The sequence below is a fragment of the Bordetella muralis genome, assembly GCF_054781015.1.
The window spans coordinates 120,874-144,108 of sequence record NZ_BAAGVF010000004.1 but is presented as its reverse complement, the minus strand read 5'-3'; the positions used below and the strand labels follow the sequence as shown (position 1 = coordinate 144,108).

18 protein-coding genes are annotated in these 23,235 nt (G+C 60.0%); 8 read left to right on the top strand and 10 right to left on the bottom strand.

Features of this window, described 5'->3' with window-relative positions; genetic code table 11:
- Nucleotides 1–257 precede the first annotated feature (257 nt).
- The 3 genes from ACYVIT_RS09290 to ACYVIT_RS09280 all read left to right on the top strand — a co-directional run bounded on the left by ACYVIT_RS09290 (nt 258) and on the right by ACYVIT_RS09280 (nt 3,635).
- Nucleotides 258–1,493, top strand: coding sequence for a phospholipase A (locus ACYVIT_RS09290; RefSeq protein ID WP_415807890.1), 1,236 nt, complete (start codon nt 258–260; stop codon nt 1,491–1,493).
- Between the two features lie 88 nt (nt 1,494–1,581).
- Complete coding sequence (locus ACYVIT_RS09285) at nt 1,582–2,226, top strand: flavin reductase family protein (protein WP_415807889.1); 645 nt, start codon at nt 1,582–1,584, stop codon at nt 2,224–2,226.
- A 146-nt stretch (nt 2,227–2,372) separates the two neighbouring features.
- Nucleotides 2,373–3,635, top strand: a complete 1,263-nt coding sequence (locus ACYVIT_RS09280; protein ID WP_415807888.1) for an MFS transporter — start codon at nt 2,373–2,375, stop codon at nt 3,633–3,635.
- A gap of 41 nt (nt 3,636–3,676) precedes the next feature.
- On the opposite strand, the gene prpR is transcribed toward ACYVIT_RS09280, so the two are convergent.
- Nucleotides 3,677–5,602 carry a propionate catabolism operon regulatory protein PrpR gene (gene prpR, locus ACYVIT_RS09275; protein WP_460478185.1) on the bottom strand — a complete coding sequence of 642 codons (1,926 nt, stop codon included), beginning with the start codon at nt 5,600–5,602 and terminating at the stop codon, nt 3,677–3,679.
- A gap of 179 nt (nt 5,603–5,781) precedes the next feature.
- Here prpR and ACYVIT_RS09270 point away from each other — a divergent pair, with 179 nt between their 5' ends.
- The 3 genes from ACYVIT_RS09270 (at nt 5,782) to ACYVIT_RS09260 (ending at nt 9,004) form a co-directional block, all read left to right on the top strand.
- The gene (locus tag ACYVIT_RS09270; protein WP_415807926.1) at nt 5,782–6,978 is read left to right on the top strand and encodes a CaiB/BaiF CoA transferase family protein; all 1,197 of its coding nucleotides are present in this window, start codon (nt 5,782–5,784) and stop codon (nt 6,976–6,978) included.
- A 13-nt stretch (nt 6,979–6,991) separates the two neighbouring features.
- Nucleotides 6,992–7,915 (top strand): hydroxymethylglutaryl-CoA lyase, encoded by a 924-nt coding sequence (locus tag ACYVIT_RS09265; RefSeq protein ID WP_415807886.1) that lies wholly within the window; start codon nt 6,992–6,994, stop codon nt 7,913–7,915.
- A gap of 69 nt (nt 7,916–7,984) precedes the next feature.
- The gene (locus ACYVIT_RS09260) at nt 7,985–9,004 is read left to right on the top strand and encodes a Bug family tripartite tricarboxylate transporter substrate binding protein (RefSeq protein WP_415807885.1); all 1,020 of its coding nucleotides are present in this window, start codon (nt 7,985–7,987) and stop codon (nt 9,002–9,004) included.
- A 10-nt stretch (nt 9,005–9,014) separates the two neighbouring features.
- On the opposite strand, the gene ACYVIT_RS09255 is transcribed toward ACYVIT_RS09260, so the two are convergent.
- Together ACYVIT_RS09255 and ACYVIT_RS09250 are read right to left on the bottom strand one after the other, a co-directional pair.
- Nucleotides 9,015–9,668, bottom strand: a complete 654-nt coding sequence (locus ACYVIT_RS09255) for a VOC family protein (RefSeq protein WP_415807884.1) — start codon at nt 9,666–9,668, stop codon at nt 9,015–9,017.
- 158 nt (nt 9,669–9,826) lie between these two features.
- The gene (locus ACYVIT_RS09250; protein WP_415807883.1) at nt 9,827–11,383 is read right to left on the bottom strand and encodes an AMP-binding protein; all 1,557 of its coding nucleotides are present in this window, start codon (nt 11,381–11,383) and stop codon (nt 9,827–9,829) included.
- 222 nt (nt 11,384–11,605) lie between these two features.
- Between ACYVIT_RS09250 and ACYVIT_RS09245 the strand changes: the two genes are divergently transcribed.
- A complete protein-coding gene (locus ACYVIT_RS09245; protein WP_415807882.1) occupies nt 11,606–12,592 on the top strand; it encodes a Bug family tripartite tricarboxylate transporter substrate binding protein in 987 nt (328 codons plus the stop codon).
- A gap of 54 nt (nt 12,593–12,646) precedes the next feature.
- On the opposite strand, the gene ACYVIT_RS09240 is transcribed toward ACYVIT_RS09245, so the two are convergent.
- Nucleotides 12,647–13,546 (bottom strand): LysR family transcriptional regulator, encoded by a 900-nt coding sequence (locus ACYVIT_RS09240; RefSeq protein ID WP_415807881.1) that lies wholly within the window; start codon nt 13,544–13,546, stop codon nt 12,647–12,649.
- Nucleotides 13,547–13,632: 86 nt separating this feature from the next.
- Between ACYVIT_RS09240 and ACYVIT_RS09235 the strand changes: the two genes are divergently transcribed.
- Entirely contained in the window at nt 13,633–14,790 is a 1,158-nt protein-coding gene (locus ACYVIT_RS09235; RefSeq protein WP_415807880.1) for an acyl-CoA dehydrogenase family protein, read from the top strand.
- A 198-nt stretch (nt 14,791–14,988) separates the two neighbouring features.
- Here the strand turns inward: ACYVIT_RS09235 and lpdA are convergent, their stop codons facing one another.
- From lpdA to ACYVIT_RS09205, 6 genes are all read right to left on the bottom strand, one after another.
- Nucleotides 14,989–16,386 (bottom strand): dihydrolipoyl dehydrogenase, encoded by a 1,398-nt coding sequence (lpdA, locus tag ACYVIT_RS09230; RefSeq protein WP_415807879.1) that lies wholly within the window; start codon nt 16,384–16,386, stop codon nt 14,989–14,991.
- Entirely contained in the window at nt 16,386–17,705 is a 1,320-nt protein-coding gene (locus ACYVIT_RS09225; protein ID WP_415807878.1) for a dihydrolipoamide acetyltransferase family protein, read from the bottom strand. Before ACYVIT_RS09225 ends, lpdA begins: the two co-directional genes overlap by 1 nt.
- 1 nt (nt 17,706) lies before the next feature.
- The gene (locus ACYVIT_RS09220) at nt 17,707–18,750 is read right to left on the bottom strand and encodes an alpha-ketoacid dehydrogenase subunit beta (RefSeq protein ID WP_415807877.1); all 1,044 of its coding nucleotides are present in this window, start codon (nt 18,748–18,750) and stop codon (nt 17,707–17,709) included.
- 2 nt (nt 18,751–18,752) lie between these two features.
- Nucleotides 18,753–19,985 carry a 3-methyl-2-oxobutanoate dehydrogenase (2-methylpropanoyl-transferring) subunit alpha gene (locus ACYVIT_RS09215; protein ID WP_415807876.1) on the bottom strand — a complete coding sequence of 411 codons (1,233 nt, stop codon included), beginning with the start codon at nt 19,983–19,985 and terminating at the stop codon, nt 18,753–18,755.
- Between the two features lie 326 nt (nt 19,986–20,311).
- On the bottom strand, nt 20,312–21,181 hold the full coding sequence (locus ACYVIT_RS09210) for a polyprenyl synthetase family protein (protein WP_415807875.1): 870 nt from the start codon (nt 21,179–21,181) through the stop codon (nt 20,312–20,314).
- Between the two features lie 98 nt (nt 21,182–21,279).
- Nucleotides 21,280–23,157 (bottom strand): 1-deoxy-D-xylulose-5-phosphate synthase, encoded by a 1,878-nt coding sequence (locus ACYVIT_RS09205; RefSeq protein ID WP_460478184.1) that lies wholly within the window; start codon nt 23,155–23,157, stop codon nt 21,280–21,282.
- Nucleotides 23,158–23,235: the final 78 nt, after the last annotated feature.

Below are 23,235 nucleotides of genomic sequence, written 5' to 3'. Positions count from 1 at the left end.
TTGTACCGTCTCGCGGCGACCGGCCTGAGTCCGCAGAATGTAAAACTCATCGGAATCGGTGAAAATATCCCGCGATCTGCGCCTGATACCCTTAGACATACGACACAATCATTAAATTTTACATGCCGTTGCAGTAGCATCCTGGCGCCGAAACGTGACGATGCTACATTGCCTCGTCGTCTTATCTCTGCCTGATTATGCTTTCGGATACGGTTTCCTCGTTTTCTGGCGCGTTGCGCCCCCTGGTTTTAACCGCGATGCTCGCCACGGCGATGCCTGCGGTAGCCGGGATTACATACCAACTGGAGCGGCCATCGGCGGCGCCGGGCGAAACGGTACAGATTCAAGCTGTCCTCTTCAATGACGGTACAGCGGCGACGCACTGGCGTCCCCCCACCCAACTGGTCGTACAGTGGCGGGGAACGGACGGCAATATCGTGCGCAGCATAGCAACACTGGCCAGCCCGCAGGCGGCAATGAACATCCCGGTCAACAATTTTGCACGCATGTCGTGGACGACGGTGGTGCCGCAACAGTCTCGAGGCCTGCAGGCGCTGTCCATCGAGGGCGAACCCGCCATGATGGCGTTGGACGTCTCGGGCCGGGAATCGGGTACGCTGGCCAGCACGCCGGCAAACAGCCCGGTGGTCGATGCAGGCACGGGCCAGCCGGTACCAGCAGCTGCCGTCTCGGCTGCTGGCGCACAACCCGATGCGGGCCCGGCACCTGACCAGGCTGCACTGGCGCGAGTGGAGAACAAACCATCCGCATTCGATGCGTTCCGTGGCGCGCTCTCGGAGTACGAGCCGATTTATTTCGATGTCGGTACCCGTGGCGGGACGACGGCGCGCTTTCAGATCAGTGCCAAATATCGCCTGTTCAATCCGCCCAGCGGCCGCGCGCCGACGTTCGGAGAGAACTTCTACATCGGCTATACGCAACGCTCGCTATGGGATCTGGAAGGCGATTCCATGCCCTTCATCGACACCACGTTCAATCCCAGCGTGTTCTGGCTGAACGACAATATGTGGAACTCCAGCAACCAGAATTGGCGCCTGGGCCTGAATACTGGTGTCGAACACATGTCCAACGGCAAGGACGGCGAAGACTCGCGCTCGTTGAACGATTTCTATGTCCAACCGGCGATCAACTACCGTTTCGACAGCGGCAGCACGCTGACTTTCGCGCCCAGGATCAAGGCCTATTTTGCGGTAGAGGACGAGAACGCCGACTATAGCGACTATGCGGGACACGTAGACTGGAATCTGCGTTGGGCGCAAGACAACGGCGCAGTGATATCCGCGATGTATCGCCAGGGCGCGAGCCGTCACCGCACGACCCAGCTGGATTTTGCCTGGCCGCTGAAACGGACGTGGCTGAATATGAACGGCTATCTGCACCTGCAATACTTCAACGGCTACGGCGAAACCTTGTTGGGCTATAACCAGCGCAACGAATCCCAGTTCCGTATCGGTCTGTCGCTGGTGCCATAATGAGGTGAATACCGTATCGCTGACGAGGCCCGCATCATTTACGGGTCTTGCACGCGGTACGTCCCGCCAACACCTACGAAGCCAGACCATGTATTTCGATATCTCTGCACTGAAAGGAAATAACGCCTACAAACTGATGACGGCGACGATCGTGCCGCGTCCGATCGCATGGATCGTGAGCCAGGATGAGCAAGGGCGCAATAACGCGGCCCCGTTCTCATTTTTTGGCGCCATGTCGGGCGAGCCGCCTGTGGTGTGTATCGGCATAGGCACACGGCCGGAAGGCACGCACAAGGACACCGTCACTAATCTGCACATCGGCGCCGGGTTCGTGATCAATATGGTGTCGTCGGAGCTGATGGCGCAGATGAACGTCACGGCAATCGATTTCGCGCCTGGCGTGGACGAACTGCAAGCAGCCGGCCTGGAAATCGCCGCCTCGAGCAAGGTGGCGCCCCCTCGCATTGCGGCCAGTCCGGTCGCCATGGAATGCCGCGTGCAGCAGCATCTGGACGTCTCTGCCCATCGGCGCATCATTGTGGCTGATATTCTGGCCATGCATATTCGTGATGATGCCGTGCTGGACGCAGAGCGCTGCCATATCGACACGCCCCGCCTGGATCTGGTGGGCAGAATGCACGGCGGCGGCTGGTACAGCATTCAGAACAAACTGGTGGAACTGCCTCGCATGACCGAAGCCCAATGGCGCGATCTCACGCCCCCTGAAGAATAAAGCCTGGGCTTGCCGGACAGCCGGCAGCGCATTCACGCAAAGTTCGATAGCCGTACAGCGCCAAGCGCATTTTCCCAAAATGTCCGACAATTCCCGTCCAGGGCGCCCGATCTAGAGGCAGCCCGCAACAGGATACGGAGAAGGCAGTGGCTGGGACACGGAGTGGCAACTGGTACTTTGGGTGGAACATTGTGGCGGCGGCCACCCTGCTGACCTTGCTGACGGTGGGCATGCGCATGGGCGTAGGCCCTTTTTTTCTGCCTATCGCCCGCGACCTGGGGTTCAGCCGCAGCCTTTTATCGGGCATCGTCGCCATCGGCATGTTGTGCTATGGGTTAGCCATGCCGGTGGCTGGCTTGCTGGTCGCCCGGCATGGCACGCGCTTTGTTCTGTTGCTGGGCACGGCAATTGTGGTCATCTCGAGTATCTGGTCCGTCAACGCCCACAGCGCAGCCAGTTTCTTTTTATCCTTTGGCGTGCTGTTGTCAATCGGATTGGGCTTTACGAGTCCCGTCGCGCTGACGCCTGTACTGACACGCTGGTTTACCCGTCGGCGCGGCATGGCGTTGTTCTTTTTGTCTACCGGATCCATGGCCGGGATCGCGATCATGACGCCCGTGCTGACTTTCGCTATTGAGTCTACCCATTGGCAGACCACGCTGCTGGGCTTTGCAGTGGTGTTCACAGCCATCACCGTTCCGCTGGCCCTGTTCGTCATTCGCGATCAGGCGCCCGAACACACAGATCTGACGCCCGAGCAGATCGCCCGTAAATCAAGCAGCCGCCGCACCAGCATCCCTGAAAGCCTGAGCTTTCGCGAAGCAACGCGCACGCAACCGTTCTGGCAGATCACACTGGGACTCTTTGCCTGTGGCTTCAGCATGAACCTGCTGGGCACCCACGGCATGCCTATGCTGATGGATCATGGTTTTGACGCCATGACGAGCTCGCTGGGGATCGGATTGATTGGACTGGTGGCGATATTCAGCACGCTGGTGCTGGGCCGGATATCGGATAGCTTGCCGCGACGCCATATTCTGGCGACGATTTATTTGATACGCGGCCTGGGTTTCTTTGCCCTCATGGTGGTAGGTACACACTGGGAACTCTATCTGGCAGCAGCCATCGGTGGCATTGTCTGGGCTGGCAGCATTGCGATGTCGTCGGCGATTCTGGCCGATATCTATGGCGTTCGTATTGTGGGGGTCCTGTACGGCTGCGCCTATCTGGGCCATCAGGTCGGTGCGATGATCAGTTCGTGGCTGGGCGGTTGGGGCTACGAGACCTTTGGCACACATTGGGTGGCCTTTGGCAGCGCGGGTGCCATTCTGCTGCTGGCCTCGTTGATCTCGATACGTCTACCCGCACAGGGGTTCACGTTGATGGCCGCGCCCAAAATGGCGCACTGATTGGTATCGACAGGACATCTGGCGATTTCAACGCGTGAGCGTCAATCCTCATTCATCCAGCGCCACAAGGTAGAACGGCTGATGCCCAGGCGGCGTGCGGCTTGTTGGCGCCGGCCGCCGCACGCCTCGAGCGCCTGCACGGCACGCGCTCGCAAAGACCCGTGGCCCGCGTCATTCGCCAAGGTCTGGGTACCCTCAAAGAGTTCTGGGCAATCATGCCGCAAGGCATCGTAATCAATGTCCTCAGGGCCGTCGTATTGCGAGAGGAATACGGCCATACGCTCGCTCATGTTTTCCAGTTCCCGGACGTTGCCAGGCCAGGGATATTGCCTTAACCGCGGCAACCATGGTGCAACGAGTTCAACAATGTCGCCCGTTGGCATTGCGCCCAGTCGGGACAGGCACCGAGCAACCAAGGTGTGCAGCAACGGTCCAATATCATCGGGGCGCTCGCGTAGCGCCGGCACTTCGAGACGCAGAGTATTGATGCGGTAATACAGGTCTTGCCGGAAACGCCTCTGTTCGATCATGTCGCGCAACGGCTGATGCGTGGCGACGATGATGCGTACATCGACGGGAATAGCAGCCGTCGCACCGACGCGGGTAATTTCGCGCTCTTGCAGCACGCGTAATAGGCGACTTTGCAGAGGCAGCGGCATATCGCCGATCTCGTCCAGGAAAATTGTCCCTGTGTGCGCAGCCTCGAACAAACCACGTTTACCGCCACGCCTCGATCCGGTAAAGGCGCCCTCCTCGTATCCGAAGAGTTCGCTTTCCAGCAATGACTCGGCAAACGACGCGCAGTTCACCGCGATGAAAGGCCGATCGGCGCGGCGGCTGTCGTTGTGTATGGCCTGGGCGAATAGCTCTTTGCCGACGCCGCTCTCGCCTGCGATCAAGACGGTCAGGTCGGTTTGCGCATAACGGCGAGCCGCCTGTACCGCACGCAGAAAGCCAGGGCTTTGGCCGATCAGCTCGTCGAATCGGTATTTCGCCGTATTTTGCCGGCGGCGTTGCTGCACGCGCAGGCTCGTGTCTGCCTCGTGGATGCGGCCCGCGTCGTAGAGCGTCAGCGCCGCGCCGACAATCGCGCCACGTTCGCGGATGGCCGTGCGATTGACGATCCAATCACGACCGCCAAAGCGTTGCAGGCCCGCGCTCTCTTGCTGACCTGTGTCCAATGTCGTGCGCAGGGTCAGTTCGGGCCGCAACTGGTCTAGCGGCTGCCCCGTCACGTCCTCGTCGTTGACTGCCAACAAGCGTTGCATCGGCGGGTTGACAGCAATGATGCGATGGTCCCGATCGACCGCCAGCACAGCATCCTGCAGGCTGTGCAGTACGCCGTTGAGCTGTTCGTAACGCCCCGCCTCCAGGCGCGCGACGCGTGCCAACTCGATGGCGTCTTCGAAGCCCTTGCGCACGCTGGCAAGGGAATATGCCAGCAGCCCATGCAGCCCCGCCTGCTCGGCCAGTTCGACGACCAGGCTGGACCCCACGATGACCTGAAAATTATCACGCCTCAGTTGTTCGAAACGTTGGCGGGCATCATCAGGCGTCTGATAAGCGTGCTGCACGATTTCGATGTTCAACAGGTCTTTGACTGCATCCAATTCGGGAATGGTGCGCCCGTACATCACAACACCAACTCTGTTGGCAATGCGCCTGGCCTTGATCAAGGCCTGCAGAATATCGAAGCCTCCTAGTTGGATCGTAGCGACGGGGGCCTGCAAACCGGCACGCAGGATACTGGCATTGGAACCCGCGCTCACGAAGGCATCGACCAGCCCGCGGCTCAGCCGGTCGCGCGCAATGTCCAGCGCACCGCCAAAGGTGCCGTCTACGACTTCGATATGGGCACGGCCGGTGTACTCGGCCACAACCGGCATGGCGAATTCCCGGATTTGCCGGTAGCTCAGAAAACACAGGCGAGGCAGGTCGGCACGTGTCGTCAGGTCTGCGTAGCTCATAGAGGCGCGCTTGTTTCAGCGGGACATTTTGATGTCTCAATTATGTCTCATAGAACACACAAACTGAATCAATAAAAATAATTCACATAAAAATCAATGAGTTATGAAAACAATAAAACTGGCACAGGCTTTGCGTAAAGCATGGTTCTCACGAAACGCCTATGGACAGGAGGCTCGCTTTGGCGCTTGAACACATTACCGTGCTGGATTTGACTCATATGCTGTCGGGGCCCTACGGCACGATGCTGCTCGCCGACCTGGGTGCGCGCACCATCAAGGTCGAACCCCCGGGCAGTGGTGAAGGCACCCGCCGTTTGCTGGAACATGATCCCGATTACTCGCGTGACGGCATGGGCGCGTATTTCCTCACGCTGAACCGCAACAAACAAAGCGTGTGCATCGACCTGAAAAGCGAAACCGGTCTCGCGGTATTCAAAGACCTGGTACGCAGCGCGGACGTGGTGTTCGACAATTTCAGCGTTGGCGTGACGAAACGACTGGGTATCGACTACGCCTCACTATCGGGGGTCAACCCGCGCATCATCACCTGCTCGGTGACGGGTTTTGGCAGTACGGGGCCCGACACGCAGCGCCCGGCTTTTGACCAGGTCGTACAAGCCATGGGTGGAGGCATGTCCATTACCGGCACGCCTGAACAAGGGCCTACGCGCAGCGGCATTCCGATAGGCGACTTGGGAGGAGGCGTGTTCGGTGCCATGGGCGTATTGGCCGCCTTGGCCGAACGCGAACGCACCGGCCGTGGCCAACATGTCGATGTGTCCATGCTCGACGCACAGATTTCGTTGCTGAACTATATGGCGACCATGCATCTGATGTCCGGCATCGTGCCCGCAGGCATAGGCAATAGCCATTTTGTGCATGTGCCCTATAACAGCTATCCCACTGCGGACGGCTACATCATCGTTGCGTGCATCGGTGATGCCTTTTGGAAACGGTTTCTGGAATGCATCGATCTGCCTGCGTTGCGTAAACCGGCATACGATCTGCAGCCAGGCCGGTTTGCTGCCAAAACGCAGATCGACGCTATCGTCGGCGACGAACTGCGTGAACACCCGACCGCGTATTGGTTGGAAAAACTGTCGGCAGCGCGCATTCCATGCGGCCCGGTGAACAATTTCCAGCAGGCATTGAACGACGCGCAGGTGCGGGCACGGGATATGGTTGTCGAGGTGCCACTGAAGTCCGGAGAGATGCTATCCATGCCCGGCAATCCCATCAAACTGTCGGCAGCAAACGATCGTCAATATGGCACCCCGCCTGATGTAGGAGAACACACGGACGCAGTGTTGGGTACGCTGCCCGGCTATGACCGCGCGCGCCTGGCCATACTGCGCGATAACGGCGCCATTGCCTGATCAGGAGCCGGCCATGTCTATGAACACCCTGACCATTACGGATGTTGCGCCGCGCGATGGGCTGCAGAACCAGCAGGTTCCAGTTTCCACCTCAGCCAAATTTCAGCTGGTCCAGCTATTACACGAAGCAGGCGTGACGAGTATCGAGGCGACGAGCTTCGTATCGCCAAAGGCTGTGCCGCAAATGGCAGATGCGGCGGACTTGATGGCGGAAATCAACCGGCATCTGCCGCATCTGCGGGCATCGGCGCTCATTCCCAACCGGAAAGGATTGGAACGCGCTCATGCCGCAGGTGCGCGAGAAGTCGCCGTCGTACTGTCCGCGACGCAGACGATGAACCAGAAAAATATCAACATGGACCTCATCACGGCGACGAACGTCTGCGAAGACACATTGCGCGCCGCGCAGGCACTCGGTTTGCGCACCCGCGCCTATGTCGCGGTGGCCTTCGACTGCCCGTTCGAAGGTCCGACGAATCTGGACACCGTTGTAGCGTTGGCCGAGCGCATGCATCAAGCAGGCGCAGAGGAAATTGTCATCGCTGACACCATAGGCTCGGCTTCGCCAGGTATGGTCAAGAACCATTTTGAAAGGCTGGCCAGTGTGCTGCCGATCGAGAAACTTGCGGCACACTTTCATGACACGCGCGGCATGGCTACGGCTAACGCCTGGGCTGCAATACAGGCCGGTGTGCGGCGTTTCGACGCCAGTGTGGGAGGTATCGGCGGTTGTCCGTTTGCACCGGGTGCAGCCGGCAACGCTGCAACCGAAGACCTGGTGTTGATGGCCGAACGCAGTGGCTATACGACAAACATCTCGCTCCCGGGTTTGCTCAAAGCCATCGACTGCGCCGAAGCGCAACTGGGCCGGACCTTAGGCGGGCGCAGCATTGCCTGGCTAAAGCGGCAATACACAACCGATAGAGCCGCGTCATGATCGGCACATGACACGCGTCATCAACAACGCATAACAACACTCACGCATAACAACACCAAGGAGACATACATGCCCATCCATCATTTCATCCAACGGCGCCGTCAACTATTGAATGGCGCACTCACCTCGATCTGTGTCGCGATTACCGCATTCGGCGGTCCGCTGGTGCATGCCAATGAAACAGCAAAACAGTATCCCTCCCGACCCATACGTCTCATTGTCCCGTTCGCACCAGGCGGAGTATCAGATACGGGCGCGCGACTGGTCGCAGACAAACTCGGCCAACGCTTGGGGCAGCAAATCATTGTCGACAACAAGCCCGGTGCGTCGGGCAACATCGGCACGCACATGGCCGCACAAGCCACACCTGACGGCTACACCCTGCTGTTGGGCTTCGATGGCACGCTGGTCATCAACCCGTACGTGCACAAGGACATCCCGTTCGATACGCTGAAAGACCTGGCCCCCGTGAGCAAGATCGGGGATGCGGCGTTGATCATCGTCGCGAACCCCAAAGTCCCGGCCAATACGCTGCAGGAGCTGATCGCCTATTCCAAGACACAGCCCAAGGGCATTTCCTATGGCAGCGCCGGCGTAGGCAGCACGCCGCATCTAGCGGGTGAACTGTTGCGTCAACGTACGGGGATAAAGCTGGAACACATTCCTTATAAAGGCGGCGGCCAAGCCATGGCGGATGTCGTAGGAGGCACACTGCCGCTGTTATATACCGCAGTCGCGGGCGCCTATCCCTATGTTGAACGCAAGCAACTCAAGGCCATCGCCGTCAGTACAGAAAAGCGCTTGCCGTCGCTGCCCGATGTTCCCACCGTATCAGAGTCCGGTGTGGACGGATTTGTATCGAACTCATGGATAGGTATTCTGGCCCCGGCCAAAACCCCGGCGGATATCGTCTCGAAGCTGCAACAGGCGATTCATGATGTAGTCCATACGCCCGAAACCGAAGAGCGCCTGGCAGGCCTGGGGATCACCGCGTCCGGGAACACCCCGCAGGAGTTTCGACAACAGATAGAGACTGACCTCAAGACCTACAAAGCCGTTGTTAAAAGCGCCAATATCCAGGCTCAGTGAACCGGCATACCTACGCTGAAAAGTCGGTGGACAGCAGACGCAGCCCGTGAGGCGTACGGATATGGGCAACCAGGTACGGCGATGCGCCAGTGGGCAGCGCCCGCACCTGTACCTTGCTATTGAGCAGGTTCAAGGCATCCAATGCATCACGTACGCGCTCAGGCGCGGAATGACACAGCTCCAAGGCCTGCAGTGTGCATCCCCTGTCATCCAGCATGCTTGCAGGATGTGACGGCACATCCCACTGGATCAAGGTGGGAGCCACGCCGCTCTCGGGCAGGCTCCCGTCCTCAGGAATCGTGATGCGCCAGGCCAACGCGCCCCGGGTCATGCTCTCAATCGGGCCCGTCTCCCACGAGCAGGCAGCCTGAGCAGCAACGATATCGTCGGTACGTATCACCCAGGTTCCCAGCCTGGGTGTGGACGCGGGCGTCATCCTGTCCAGTTCAAACCATCGGGCGCGTTGCGGTGCCGGGGCGTCAGGATCGGCTGCGATGACTTCCAGATAAACATCGTCGCCCAGCCTCAGCAATTTATTATGCGTGCCCATGCGCGGATGCTGTCCCCCTGCTTGCAGGGACACACCCAAAGCCTGTTCGACAAAACGTGTGCCACTGGCCAGGTCTGGCGCCACCACGGCAATGTGATCTAGGAAGGACTGCATCAGGGCTCCTGGAGGTCCACGGGGCAAGCGAAGCTGGCTTCGCATCAACCGTCAAAGGACAGATAGTCTACCTCGCCCGCCCGATACTGCCCTGTTGCATGCATCAACATCCACAGCCAAACAACAGGCCGCGTATGATGTGCCGGCCTGCGAGCCTCCTAGCCTACCTTGCGCTCATGGCCTTCCCAATACGCATCACGCAACGGTTTACGTGCCAGTTTCCCGTTCGCGTTCTTTGGCAACTCGGCCACAATATCGATGCTGCGCGGCTTCTTGAAATCGGCCAGATGCGCGCGGCAATGCTCCATGAGTTCGGCCTGCCCTGTCTGCGCGCCGGGTTTCAGTACGAGCACCGCCTTGATCGATTCACCCCACTTATCGTCAGGGATACCGAATACGCATGCTTCGTACACGTCGGGGTGTTGATACAACGCCTGCTCGACCTCGGTGGGATAGACGTTGAATCCGCCAGTGATGATCATGTCCTTCTTGCGGTCGACAATATAGACGAACCCCTCTTCGTCCATGCGCGCCAAATCGCCAGTATGCAAACGCCCGTCGCGCAGCGCCTGCGCCGACAATTCCGGCTCGCCCCAATAACCTGCAAATACGTCGGGGCCGCGTACGGTGATCTCGCCCACCTCGCCTTGCGGCACTGGCTGTCCGTCATCACCGAGCAAGGAGAGTTCGCCTTCGCCAAACAATCGCCCGCAGGATGACAGACGCTCTGGACGCGAAGCCAACGCATGCGCATGGTCGGCCGTGCTCAACAAGGCCAGTCCGCCGGTGGTTTCGCCAGTACCGTACCCTTGGCTCAACTTCGGCCCCAGCGCCTCCCATGCCTCGCGGACACGGGCGGGCGCCATCGGCGCACCGCCATAAGAGATCTGACGCAGCGCGCTCAAATCGTGGCGATGCAAGCTGGGCTCGGCAATCAACATATTGATCATCGTCGGCACCATGAAACTGAATGCCGCACGATGCTTTGCCGCCGAGGCGAGAAAGGCCTCGGGATCGAAACGATCATGCAGCAGGATGGTGCCTCCCTGGAACAAAAAGGGCTGCATGAACATACCGCTGGCATGCGTGATCGGGCCTGCCAGCGCCAGCACCTCGCCTGGATTGGCGCGCATGCGGCCCATGACGACCTTGCGTAGCGACGCCATACGATTACCCACCGTTTGCATCGCCGCCTTCAATTTTCCGGTGGAGCCTGATGTGAAATGCAACACCGCCAGATCGCTTTCCGCCATTTCGATATCGGGATTCCGGTCCGCAGCTGCCGCGATAAAAGACTCGTATGTGCGCCAACCCTCGATCGCGTCGCTGCCCGTCACGATCATATGGCGCACACTGCTCAACTCGCCCAAGATCGACGCCACGCCTTCGCTATGCGCAGGGTCGACGATGAATACCGTCGCCTGGGCGTTATTGACCGTATCGACAACCTCTCGGCTGGACAGGCGCGCGTTCAACGCGACCTTGACCAGGCCGGCTTTGTACAGCGCACATTCGAGTTCGATGATTTCAGGACAATTCCAGGCCTGGACGGCGACGCGGTCGCCTTTGACCAACCCCAATCCCAGCAAGGCATTGGCCAAGCGATTCGAACGCGTTTCCAACTGTCCAAAACTGATTGTCTTTTCACCATAGATGATGGCTGGCCGATCACGCCAATAGGTTGCGTTGCGGGTGGTATATCGTCCTTGATTCATCGGATGCTCCATCGTTTTGTGCATGGCAGGATGGTGCAGCCCGAGTCATGCTCGGCAAATAACAGGGAAGAGTTTTTCAATGCCGCAGGGTTATCAAGCGAATATCATGCCGTAAAGTTATCGAGATACGCGCATCGGGCATCGCTTGAGGGGCCCACCCAGGTTAAATCTGGCCACGACAGGCGCATTCGACAGCCTGCTTGCGATTCCTAGGAGACACTCGTGCAAATACGCGTTCATCGCCCCTGGCAAACTCTGGCCGCATTGGTGCTGGGTTTGGCGGCCCTGATTCCGGCTACCGCCCGAGCCGGCACGTATCCGGATCGGCCCATACGTTTGGTGGTGCCCTTTACCGCCGGCGGCCAATTCGATTACATCGCCCGTCTGGTCGCCGACCCTCTGGGGCGCGAACTAGGCCAGAACATCATTGTGGAAAATGTGGGGGGTGGCGGCGGCAGCATCGGCGGTGCGAAAGTCGTGAACTCCCCTGCGGACGGCTATACGCTGCTGGAATATGGCGGCAACTTTGCCATTGCCAAACATCTGACGCCGAATCTGTCCTTCGACCCTATAGCCGACCTGATACCCGTTTCCGGAATCAGCCTGTCACCTCATGTCATTCTGGTCAACAGCCGTCTGCCCATCCATAATCTGGCCGAGTTGACCGCCTATGCAAAAGCCAATCCCGGCAAGCTGAGCTACGGCAGCCCTGGCGTGGGCTCATCCATGCATTTGACATTCGAGGCAGTCAAGCAACACTTCGGCATCGATGCCGTGCATGTGCCCTATCGCGGCGGCAGCAACATGATCAACGACCTGGCCGGCGGCCAAGTGGGCGTGGGCATCATCGCCGTGGCACCCGCCATGCCATTCATCGAGAGTGGCCGCGTGCGCCCCATTGCCGTGACCGGCCGCGACCGCGCTGGTTCATTGCCTGATGTACCGACGGTAGCAGAGGCCGGCTATAAGGACTTTGAAAGCGGCAGTTGGGGCGGCATCGCAGTGCCCAAAGGCACGCCTGCGGATATCGTCGAGCGCCTGAATCAAGCCATGATCAAGGTCGTGAATCAACCCGACGTCAGGAAAGCACTGCAATCGCAGTCGTTCACGCCCATCGCCGGCACGCAAGCAGAGTTTCAGGCGCTGATCCAGGCCGAATCGGACCGCTATGGGCCTCTGATCAAGCAACTCGGATTGCGCAACGAATAAAGGTTGACTCGCCGCCGCCGACAACCGTATAGGTCTATGCCAGTACCCTGGCCGTCAACGCCCTCGAGCCCGCTCACGCAGAATTTCGATCAGGCGTTCGGCCAGTGGCGACTGATAGCTGCCATGACGCGTCATGATGCCGATCTCGCGATGCCAGGTGACATCGTCGAGCGGCACCGCGGCCAAACCCTGCCCCGCCTCGGATCGCAGCGTGATTTCGCTGATCACGGTCAACAAATCCGTACTCTGCAAAATGCTCACCAGGCTGGATACCGACGAGTTGGACTCCACCATGATATTGGGCGGCGGGGCCCCATGCTGTTCAAATCTGGTCTCCAGCCAGCGGCGTGACGCGACCTGCAAACCAGGCAGCATCCAGCTATAACCCTGCAAATGTTCAAAGCGGATCCGCGCATGGCCAAAAATCGGATGCCCACGGCGAGCGGCGACAAAGAGGCTGTCACGACACAGCGGAATGCGATCAAACTCCGCAGGCGCAGCCGAATCATGTAGCGAGCTGATCGAAAAATCCAGGTCGCCCTGACGCAACGCCGGAATCAACGCATCATTGAGAGCAACCACAACATTGATTTTTGCCGCGGGTCTCTGCGCCATCAACTCGACACAAGCCTGGTTAAACACCGGCTCAACCAACAAGGGTGTCACCCCTACACGCACCAGGCCCACACTGCCTCGATGTAAATCGCCAGCCTCGCGCAATGCCTCGTCCAGCTCGCGGCGGGCTTGCAGGCTGCGTTGGTAAAACGCCTTTCCGGGCATGGTCAGCTCCATCCCCTTTGGTGTGCGCACGAACAATTGCAGCTTCAGCTCGTCCTCGAGACGCCGAATCCCCTTGGTCAGCGCGGGTTGGCTGATACCCATGCCATCAGCCGCGCGGCCGACATGCCCGACACGCGCCACGGCCAGAAAGTAGTCCAGATCTTCGAGTCGCATGATTCCGCCTGGTTATTGAACTCAAAGAAAAGATAATCACCAAGCGTGCAGGCGCTGTCAAGCTAGCACTTATTCCAGGAGACATCATGGCCCAAGACAGCCCCACCCTCGCCGAGTTGCGCGAACGCCTGCACCGTTATCTGCATGACGAACTGATTCCCATGGAGCGCGCACGCGGCTTGGGGTATGAGGACGAGTTTCCACGCGAGCTGGTCAAATCGATTTGGCAACGCTCGCGCGCCCTGGGCTTATACGGCCTGCAACTGCCCAAGGAAATCGGTGGGCAGGCCTTGCTGTACCGCGATCTATGTATTTTGAAAGACGACGCCGCCGCATCGGGCGCCATTCTTTTCCCCCATGTTCTGGGCGATTGGGGCGGACCTTCGCGGATCGGCAATCTCGTCCGTTACGCCACGCCGTATCAGTTGGAACGCTACATCATGCCAGTCGTACACGCCGAGCGTGGCGCCTGCTTTGCCATGACAGAGCCGCAGTCGGGCTCGGACGCCACCAGCCTGCGCACACTCGCAGTCGAAGACGGCGACGACTACATCATCACAGGGGTCAAACACTACATCACGGCATCGATGTTTGCCGACTTTGCGATCACGATGTGCGTCACGGACCCAGAAAAAGGCATGGACGGAATCTCGGCCATCCTGATCGATCTGGATCTGCCTGGGGTGCGGCTGGAGCATGATTGCGTACCGATGACGGGGCAGTATGTCGATGCAGACATCGTACTGGATCATGTACGCGTGCCGAAAAAGAACCTGATCGGCAAACCGGGAGAAGGCTTTCGCATCGCGATGAATCGCGTCAGCGTCAATCGCCTGTTGCACTGTCCGACGATGATAGGGTTGGCGCGGCAGGCTTTTCGCATGGCCGTCGATTATGCAAAAACGCGTCAACAGTTCGGTGGCCCGATCAGCCGCTTTCAAGCGATCCAGCACATGCTGGCCGATATGGCGACCTCGCTCTATGCCTGCGAACAAATGGTGTTGGGCGCCGCACAGCGGGCAGATGCGGGCAACGACGTGCGCGAACTCGCGGCCATGTGCAAGCTCTTCGTATCCGAGCGGTGTTTTGAAATCGCCGACAAAGCCATGCAGATACACGGCAATGTCGGCGTGACCAAGAATCATCCGGTGGAATTCATCTTTCGCCGATTGCGGTTATATCGCATTGTGACTGGCACCAGCGAGATACAGCGCAACACGATCGCGAAAGGGATTTTGACCTAGTCACTCGCGGCATACGTGCGCATCGTGATTTCGACGAGGTATGAGTTCTATTGGACGTCGAAGCGTGGCAGTGACCGTGTCGTAACACCCAGAGATTTGCTATGCATCCGTCACCCGCGCGCCGGGCCGGCTTTGTGAAGCCCTCACGGCCCGATTGCCTCGGCTCGACGTCCAATAAGCCCCCCACCCTCTGCCCAACTAAATATGCAACGCCTGCCCCAACGCACGTAAAGCAGCCTCTTGAACAGCCTCCCCCAACGTAGGATGCGCATGAATGGTTCCAGCCACATCTTCCAACACGGCCCCCATCTCCAGCGATTGCGAAAACGCCGCGGCCAGCTCGGATACCCCGCGCCCAACCGCCTGCCACCCGACGATCAGATGGTTATCGCGGCGCGCGACGACACGCACAAAGCCGTCTGTCGACTCCAGCGTCATGGCGCGCCCATTGGCGGCGAACGGGAATAGGCCTACCAGACAATCCAACCCGGCATCCTGAGCCTGCTGCGGTGCCAGACCCGCCGTGACGATTTCCGGATCGGTAAAACACACCGCCGGAATGGCCGCTGGCGTAAAGCGACGCTTGTGACCAGCCACCAATTCGGCAACCATCTCGCCCTGCGCCATCGCACGATGCGCCAGCATCGGCTCACCCGCGATATCGCCGATCGCCCAGACATTTCGCATCGACGTCCGGCATTGATCATCAATACGCAATGCATTGCCCGATCGGCTCAACTGCAGGTTTTCCAGCCCCCATCCCTGGGTACGTGGCCGCCGCCCGATAGCCAGCAGAACCTGATCCGCCGGCAACACCGTCTCAGCCCCCGATGCATCCTGTATGCGCACTGCATCGCCGGCCGCATTCATACCCATGACCTTGCGCCCGAGGTAGAGTGTGATCCCCATCTTCGCCAGCGCCGCCGCGACCGGCTTGGTCAGATCGGCATCGTAGGTCGGCAAAATACGATCCTGCGCCTCGACCACCGCGACCTCGGCGCCGAGTTTGCGATACACCGTACCCAGCTCCAATCCAATATAGCCACCGCCGACCACCACCAGTCGTTCGGGGATAGATGACGGCGACAGCGCTTCGGTAGACGAAATCACTCGGCCTGCGAAAGGCATGGACGGCAACGGCATCGGCTCGGATCCCGCCGCCAGCAGCAAGTGCTCGCACTGAATCCGTTGGATACCTTGTCCGGTATCGACCTCGACCGTCTTGCCATCCAGCACCTGTGCCCAGCCGCGCATCAGTTGCACACCGTTTTTCTTGAGCAAGGCGGCTACGCCCCCGGTCAACCGGCTCACGATGCCGTCTTTCCAGGCGACAGTCTTGGTGATGTCTATCGACGGCGTCTGCACTGAAATACCCAAGGGTGCAGTCTCGGCGTACTCGCGAGCACGTTCAAACTCGCCCGCCGCATGAATCAGCGCCTTTGACGGAATGCAGCCTATATTCAAGCAGGTGCCACCCGGCTGCTGTCCCTCGACGACGATCGTGGGCACACCCAATTGACCGGCGCGGATCGCGGCGACGTAACCGCCCGGCCCGCCGCCGATCACCAACAATGTTGTGTTCAGCGTCTCGCTCATCACGCCTCCACGAAAAGTAAGGCCGGCTGTTCAAGCAATGCGCGTACTGCCTGGATGAACTGCGCTGCATCCATGCCGTCGACCACACGATGATCAAAGGACGAAGACAAGTTCATCAGCTTGCGGGCAACGACTGCGCCTTGCTGGAACATCGGCCGCTCGACAATGCGATTCACACCCACGATACCGACCTCGGGATGATTGATGACGGGCGTACTGACAATACCGCCCAATGCCCCCAAACTCGTGAGTGTGATCGTGGACCCGCTTAACGCATCACGTTCGGCCTTGCCGCTGCGCACAGCTTGGGCCAACCGTGCGATCTCTTGCGCAATCCCCCAGATATCGAGCGACTCGGCATGGCGCACAACAGGCACGATCAAACCGGCATCGGTCTGCGTCGCCACACCGAGATGCACTGCGCCGAAACGGGTCACCACACCCGCCTCGTCGTCGTAACGCGCATTGATTTGCGGAAAATCCCGCAATGCGATCACCATGGCGCGCGCCAGCAAGGGCAACAGCGTGAGCTTGCCTCGCGATTCGCCATACTTGCGATTCAGTTGCGCGCGCAGCCCCTCGATCTCAGTCACGTCGATTTCCTCGACATAACTGAAATGAGGAATACGCCGCTTGGATTCCTGCATTTTCTGCGCGATCTTACGACGCAGGCCCACGACGGGTACCTGTTCCTCGTCATGGCGCTCGCGATATCCGGATAGTGCTGCCGATGCCGTTGCGCCCTGCCCTTGTACATAGGCATCGAGGTCTTCGTGCATGATACGGCCCGCCGGGCCAGATCCATGCACATAACGCAGCTCGATGCCGAGATCCCAGGCACGCTTGCGCACGGCGGGCGAGGCCAAGGGACGTTCGCCAGGCTGACGAGACGGCGCGGCGTGCTGCACAGCGGATGTTGCTGCGGTGGATTTCCGGGCAGTCCCAGACGAAGACAGTGTCTCGGCTTGACCTGCGGCATCTCGAGGCACGCTCGGCTCACCCGCTGGTTTGTCGGCCACGGCGGTTGGCGTCTGATCTGCTTGCGCAGCCGTCGCATCGCCCTTGAAATTACCCGCGCCCTCGACCTCCAAACGAATCAACTCACCGCCCACGGCCATCGTGTCACCCACGTTGCCGCCCAGTGCGATCACCTTGCCCACTACAGGCGATGGAATTTCCACCGTCGCCTTGTCCGTCATCACGTCGGCCAGAGGTTGATCCTCGGTCACGGTATCGCCAACCTTTACATGCCACGCAACCAGCTCGACCTCGGCAATCCCTTCGCCGATATCCGGCATCTTGATGATGTGAATCCCCATGTCATGCCTCCATCACGCGTTGGAATGCCGCGCCCACGCGAGCCGGCCCGGGAAAATATGCCCATTCCTGAGCATGCGGATAGGGAGTATCCCAACCCGTGACACGCTCAATAGGAGCCTCCAGGTGATGAAAGCAATGCTCTTGAATCAAAGACACCAACTCGGCGCCAAAACCGCAAGTCCGTGTCGCCTCATGCACCACGACGCAACGTCCGGTCTTGCGTACCGAGTTCACGATCGTGTCGAGATCCAGCGGCCATAGCGTACGCAGATCGATCACCTCGGCATCGAGACCTGTTTCCTCGGCTGCAGCCAGAGATACATGCACCGTCGTACCATAAGTCAGTACCGTCAACGCTTCGCCCGGCCGCACAACAGCGGCGCTGCCCAGGGGCACGGTGTAATAGCCCGTGGGGACCTGGCTGGCAGGATGTTTGCTCCACGGCGTCACGGGGCGATCATGATGTCCATCGAACGGGCCGTTGTAGAGACGTTTCGGCTCGAGAAAAATCACCGGATCATTATTCTCGATCGCTGCGATCAACAGGCCTTTCGCATCGTACGGGTTGGAGGGCAGCACGGTACGCAAGCCGCACACCTGCGTGAACATGGCCTCGGGACTCTGGCTATGCGTCTGCCCGCCATAGATACCGCCACCGCAGGGCATGCGAATCGTCATCGGTGCGATGAACTCATTCACCGAGCGATAACGCAGCCGCGCTGCTTCGGACACAATCTGATCCGACGCAGGATAAAAATAATCGGCGAACTGGATTTCGCACACAGGCCGCAGCCCATATGCCCCCATGCCCACCGCGACACCGACGATACCGCCCTCTGAAATAGGCGCATCAAATACACGCGATGAACCGTACTTGGCTTGCAAGCCTTCGGTGCAGCGAAACACGCCCCCGAAATACCCCACGTCCTGACCGAACACCACCACATTGTCATCACGTTCCAGCATGACGTCCATGGCCGAACGCAATGCCTGGATCATGGTCATCGACGTCGTCGCCGGACCCGTATTCTTGTCGTTTGCCATGATCAGACTCCCAGCTCTTGGCGCTGCCGGCGCAGATGGTCCGGCATCTCTTCGTAGACATCCTCGAAAATACTGGCCGCACTGGGCACGTGCCCATCGACCAGCGTGCCAAAACTCTCGGCCTCTTTTTGCGCCGCCAGAATCTCGGCCTCGAGCTCTGCCTTCAAGGCGTCGTGCTGCTCATCCGACCAAATGCCCAGACTGATCAAATGCTTTTTGAATCGGGCGATCGGGTCTCCCAACGGGAAATGGCTCCAGTCGTCGCCCGGCCGATACTTCGTCGGATCATCCGACGTGGAATGCGGCCCCGCCCGATACGTGACCCACTCGATCAAGGTTGGCCCCAGATTGCGGCGCGCGCGCTCGGCGGCCCAGTGCGAGGCGGCATATACCGCCAGGAAATCATTGCCGTCCACGCGCAGCGAGGCAATCCCGCAGCCTACGCCTCGCCCGGCAAACGTCGCACCCTCCCCACCCGCTATCGCCTGAAAGGTCGAAATAGCCCATTGATTGTTGACCACATTCAAGATCACAGGCGCGCGGTAGACGTGAGCGAACGTCAATGCAGTATGAAAATCCGCCTCGGCAGTCGCGCCGTCGCCGATCCAGGCGGAGGCGATACGCGTATCGCCCTTGATCGCCGACGCCATCGCCCAACCGACCGCTTGAATGAACTGCGTAGCAAGGTTGCCCGAAACCGAGAAGAACCCGGCGTCACGCTTGGAGTACATGACAGGCAGTTGGCGTCCCTTTAGCGGATCCCGCTCGTTGGACATCAACTGGCACATCATCTCGACCAGCGACACATTGCGCGTGAGCAGAATGCTCTGTTGGCGATAGGTCGGGAAACACATGTCGCCCTGCTCCAGGGCCAGCGCATGCGCCGAGCCGATGGCTTCCTCGCCCAGGCTCTGCATATAGAACGAGATTTTCTTTTGCCGCTGTGCCGTCAGCATGCGGGAATCGAAAATGCGCGTCTTGAGCATGGCGCGCATCCCGGCGCGCAGCGTATCGTCATCCAACTGTGGTGCCCAGGGGCCCTGGGCATGCCCCTCGTCATCGATCACGCGCACGAGACGATAGGCCAGATCGGCGGTATCGACGGCCGCGACATCAATGGGGGGTTTGGGGACATCGCCCGCGGGCGAAAGATGCAGATAGGAAAAATCGGTCTTGCAACCCGGGCGCCCGGTGGGCTCGGGGACGTGCAATTTTAGTGGGCCATATTGGCTCATGGTGTTGTCTCCACGCTCGATCGTGTCATGCGTTCTTGCTTTGCATTAGCCATATGCGAGGGGGTAACCGCGCACGAGGCCGCCACCGGATCGCGCGCGGGGTAATGCTACGCGTCTGGCTATCAGCAGATTAGCATAAGCGCGAACACATTCGCGCAGAGACAGCGCGCCTCACGGCAGCACAGGCAGGGCAGCTAGCGGGATTTCCGGCGTTGAATCTGGCGACAGGCGCGGACGGTGCTCACGACGGAATCTCCTGCGGATAAGGTGACAGCGCCCTGATACTGAACCGCTCGGCGGTATGGAAGTTGACCTCAGCAGCGCTATCATTTGCGGCGTTCGACTGCAAACCGGGCAACGGCACGAAGTGCGTCGGCTTCGGGACCGAACGCGTCAAGATGCCGGATCGCCCGGTCGGAGAATTCGTGCGCACGTACCTCGGCCTCGCCTTCGCCGAGAAGCGAGACGAAGGTCACCTTGCCGCTGGCTGCATCCTTGCCGGGGGTTTTGCCGATGTCCTTGGCCTCGCCGCGTACATCGAGCAGGTCATCTGCAATCTGGAAGGCAACGCCCATGTCGTACGCGTAGGATATCAGCGCCCTGCGCGCGTCGTCTGCCGCCTTGCCCAGAATGGCCCCGGCCTCGCCGGCAAAGGCGAAGAGCGCCCCAGTCTTCAGTTGCTGTAAACGGATGAGCCCATCGAGATCCATCACGGGGGTCTCATGCACCGCCATGTCCATGGCCTGGCCGCCGATCATTCCCGCGACACCGGCCGCCCGGGCGAGGCCGGTGACGAGCGAGATCCGCACATCGGACTCTGGATGGGTCACAGCATTGCCCAAGATCTCGAGCGCCAGCGTCAACAACGCGTTGCCGGCAAGAATCGCGGTTGCTTCATCGAAGGCCTTGTGAGTGGTCGGCCTGCCGCGGCGAAGATCATCGTTGTCCATGGCCGGCAGATCGTCATGGATCAACGAGTAGCAGTGGACCATCTCCAGTGCCGCGGCAGTCCGCAGGACACCTGGCCCCGTTACGCCAAACACGCGCGCCGAGGAGACAACCAGAAATGGGCGCAGGCGCTTGCCTCCCGCCAAAGTGGCATAGCGCATAGCCGCGACCACGGGAGGCTCTCCTGGCCTGAGCTCCGGCAGCAAGGAGTTGAGAACCTGCTCGATGTTCTCAGCCGTGTCGGCCATAGCGCGGCCCAGATCATACGCGCCATCTAATGGCAATATGGTGGACGTTGCTAGTGCACTCTGTGCAGAATCTTGCATTCGTTGAGCCCCCATAGCGTTCAGAATTGCGGATGAGCCGATGCGAACCTCCGGCGGTCACCCGGACTGCATGCGCATAGGTCCAGCGCAGCCGTCACGATGTGGCGTGCGGTCAAACCGGCATCGTCGTACTGCGCATGCGGGTGATCGTGGTCGAGGAAACGATCGGGCAAAACCATCGGCCGGATTCTGGCGCCGGTGTGGATCTGGTTAGTGACGGCGAGGTGATGCAGCACCAGCGAGGAAAAGCCGCCGACGACCCCCTCCTCGATCACGATCAAAGCCCGGTGCTCCCGAACCAGCCGCTCGACAAGTTCACAGTCGATCGGCTTGGCAAAGCGGGCATCTGCTACGGTGGTGCTCAGGCCAAGGCCGTCCAGTTCGTCCGCTGCCTTGAGGCATTCCTGCAGTCGGGTACCGAGGCTGAGAATCGCGATATCCCCCCCACCTTCGCGCACGATGCGGCCACGGCCGACCTCCAACACCTTGCCGCGGGCCGGCAGAGCGATGCCGGTGCCCGCGCCTCGAGGGTAGCGCACGGCCGAGGGTCGATCGTCGATCGCGACCGCCGTCGCCACCATATGCATCAACTCCGCCTCGTCGGATGGGGCCATGATCACAATGCCCGGCAGCATGCCGAGATAGCCGAGGTCGAAGCTGCCGGCATGCGTGGCGCCATCGGCCCCAACCAGCCCAGCCCGGTCGATGGCGAACCGAACTGGCAGTGATTGCAACGCAACGTCGTGAACCACCTGGTCGTAAGCGCGCTGCAGAAAGGTTGAATAGATGGTACAGAATGGCTTCATCCCTTCCGCCGCCATGCCGGCGGCGAAAGTCACGGCATGTTGCTCGGCAATGCCGACATCGAACGCTCGCTTCGGGAAACGCTTGGCAAAGGCATCGACGCCAGTGCCCGACGGCATCGCGGCTGTTATGGCCACGATCGCTGAATCGATCTCTGCCTCGGCGATCAAGGCCTTGGCATAGACCTCGGTATAGGTCGGCGCCTGCGGCGACGACTTGGCCTGCACGCCAGTCGTCACATCGAAGCCGGACACGGCGTGCAGCCGATCGGGGCTTCCCATCGCCGGAGCATATCCATGGCCTTTTTCGGTCACGATATGGATCAGGACGGGGCCGGGGGACGGGTCGTCGCGAACGCGGCGTAGCGTCAGCAACAGTTGATCGAGGTCGTGCCCGTCGATCGGCCCGACATACCGAAAACCGAGATCCGAGAAGAGCGTCCGGTCCGGGCGCCCGCACGCCGGCTCAGAGCCTCCACGCCCGGTCAGGTTCGAGAGGTATCGGTTTAGGGCCCCGACGGGCGCGGCGATCGACATGGCGTTGTCGTTGAGCACGACTATCAGGCGTGCGGCCATCGCCCCAGCATTGTTCAATGCTTCATAGGCCATGCCCGCGCTCATCGCGCCGTCACCGATCACGGCAACGATATTCCGCCGTTGCCCGCCGAGATCGCGCGCCACAGCCATGCCGAGGGCCGCCGAGATCGACGTCGAGCTGTGGGCGGCGCCAAACGGGTCGTAACGGCTTTCGGCCCGCCGCGTAAATCCTGAAAGGCCGCCCCCCTTGCGCAGCGTGCGGATGCGATCGCGCCGATCGGTCAGGATTTTGTGGGGGTAGGCTTGGTGGCTTACATCCCAGATGAGACGGTCTTCCGGCGTGTCGAAAATGGCGTGCAGGGCCACGGTCAGCTCGACGACGCCAAGTCCGGCACCTAGGTGGCCGCCTGTTAACGAGACTGCATCGAGAAGTTCGTTCCGCAGCTCCTCAGCGATGCGCTTCAAGAGGTCCGTATCATCGATCTGGCGAAGGCTGTGTGGCCCTTCAAGGTTGTTCAGCAAAGGAGTGATGTGTCGTCGCTCGTCAGCAGCGCTCATTGTGAAATCCTCAATCGTTGCTCCGCTTAATCCGAGGAAACAGGTTGCTTCCCGCGGAGACTGCATCGGGAGTACGGG

Coding starts and splice junctions, on each gene's coding strand:
- ACYVIT_RS09290 (WP_415807890.1), top strand. CDS start 258: ATGCTCGCCACGGCGATGCCTGCGGTAGCCGGGATTACATACCAACTG.
- ACYVIT_RS09285 (WP_415807889.1), top strand. CDS start 1,582: ATGTATTTCGATATCTCTGCACTGAAAGGAAATAACGCCTACAAACTG.
- prpR (WP_460478185.1), bottom strand. CDS start 5,602: ATGAGCTACGCAGACCTGACGACACGTGCCGACCTGCCTCGCCTGTGT.
- ACYVIT_RS09265 (WP_415807886.1), top strand. CDS start 6,992: ATGTCTATGAACACCCTGACCATTACGGATGTTGCGCCGCGCGATGGG.
- ACYVIT_RS09260 (WP_415807885.1), top strand. CDS start 7,985: ATGCCCATCCATCATTTCATCCAACGGCGCCGTCAACTATTGAATGGC.
- ACYVIT_RS09255 (WP_415807884.1), bottom strand. CDS start 9,668: ATGCAGTCCTTCCTAGATCACATTGCCGTGGTGGCGCCAGACCTGGCC.
- ACYVIT_RS09250 (WP_415807883.1), bottom strand. CDS start 11,383: ATGAATCAAGGACGATATACCACCCGCAACGCAACCTATTGGCGTGAT.
- ACYVIT_RS09240 (WP_415807881.1), bottom strand. CDS start 13,546: ATGCGACTCGAAGATCTGGACTACTTTCTGGCCGTGGCGCGTGTCGGG.
- ACYVIT_RS09235 (WP_415807880.1), top strand. CDS start 13,633: ATGGCCCAAGACAGCCCCACCCTCGCCGAGTTGCGCGAACGCCTGCAC.
- lpdA (WP_415807879.1), bottom strand. CDS start 16,386: ATGAGCGAGACGCTGAACACAACATTGTTGGTGATCGGCGGCGGGCCG.
- ACYVIT_RS09225 (WP_415807878.1), bottom strand. CDS start 17,705: ATGGGGATTCACATCATCAAGATGCCGGATATCGGCGAAGGGATTGCC.
- ACYVIT_RS09220 (WP_415807877.1), bottom strand. CDS start 18,750: ATGGCAAACGACAAGAATACGGGTCCGGCGACGACGTCGATGACCATG.
- ACYVIT_RS09215 (WP_415807876.1), bottom strand. CDS start 19,985: ATGAGCCAATATGGCCCACTAAAATTGCACGTCCCCGAGCCCACCGGG.
- ACYVIT_RS09210 (WP_415807875.1), bottom strand. CDS start 21,181: ATGGCCGACACGGCTGAGAACATCGAGCAGGTTCTCAACTCCTTGCTG.
- ACYVIT_RS09205 (WP_460478184.1), bottom strand. CDS start 23,157: ATGAGCGCTGCTGACGAGCGACGACACATCACTCCTTTGCTGAACAAC.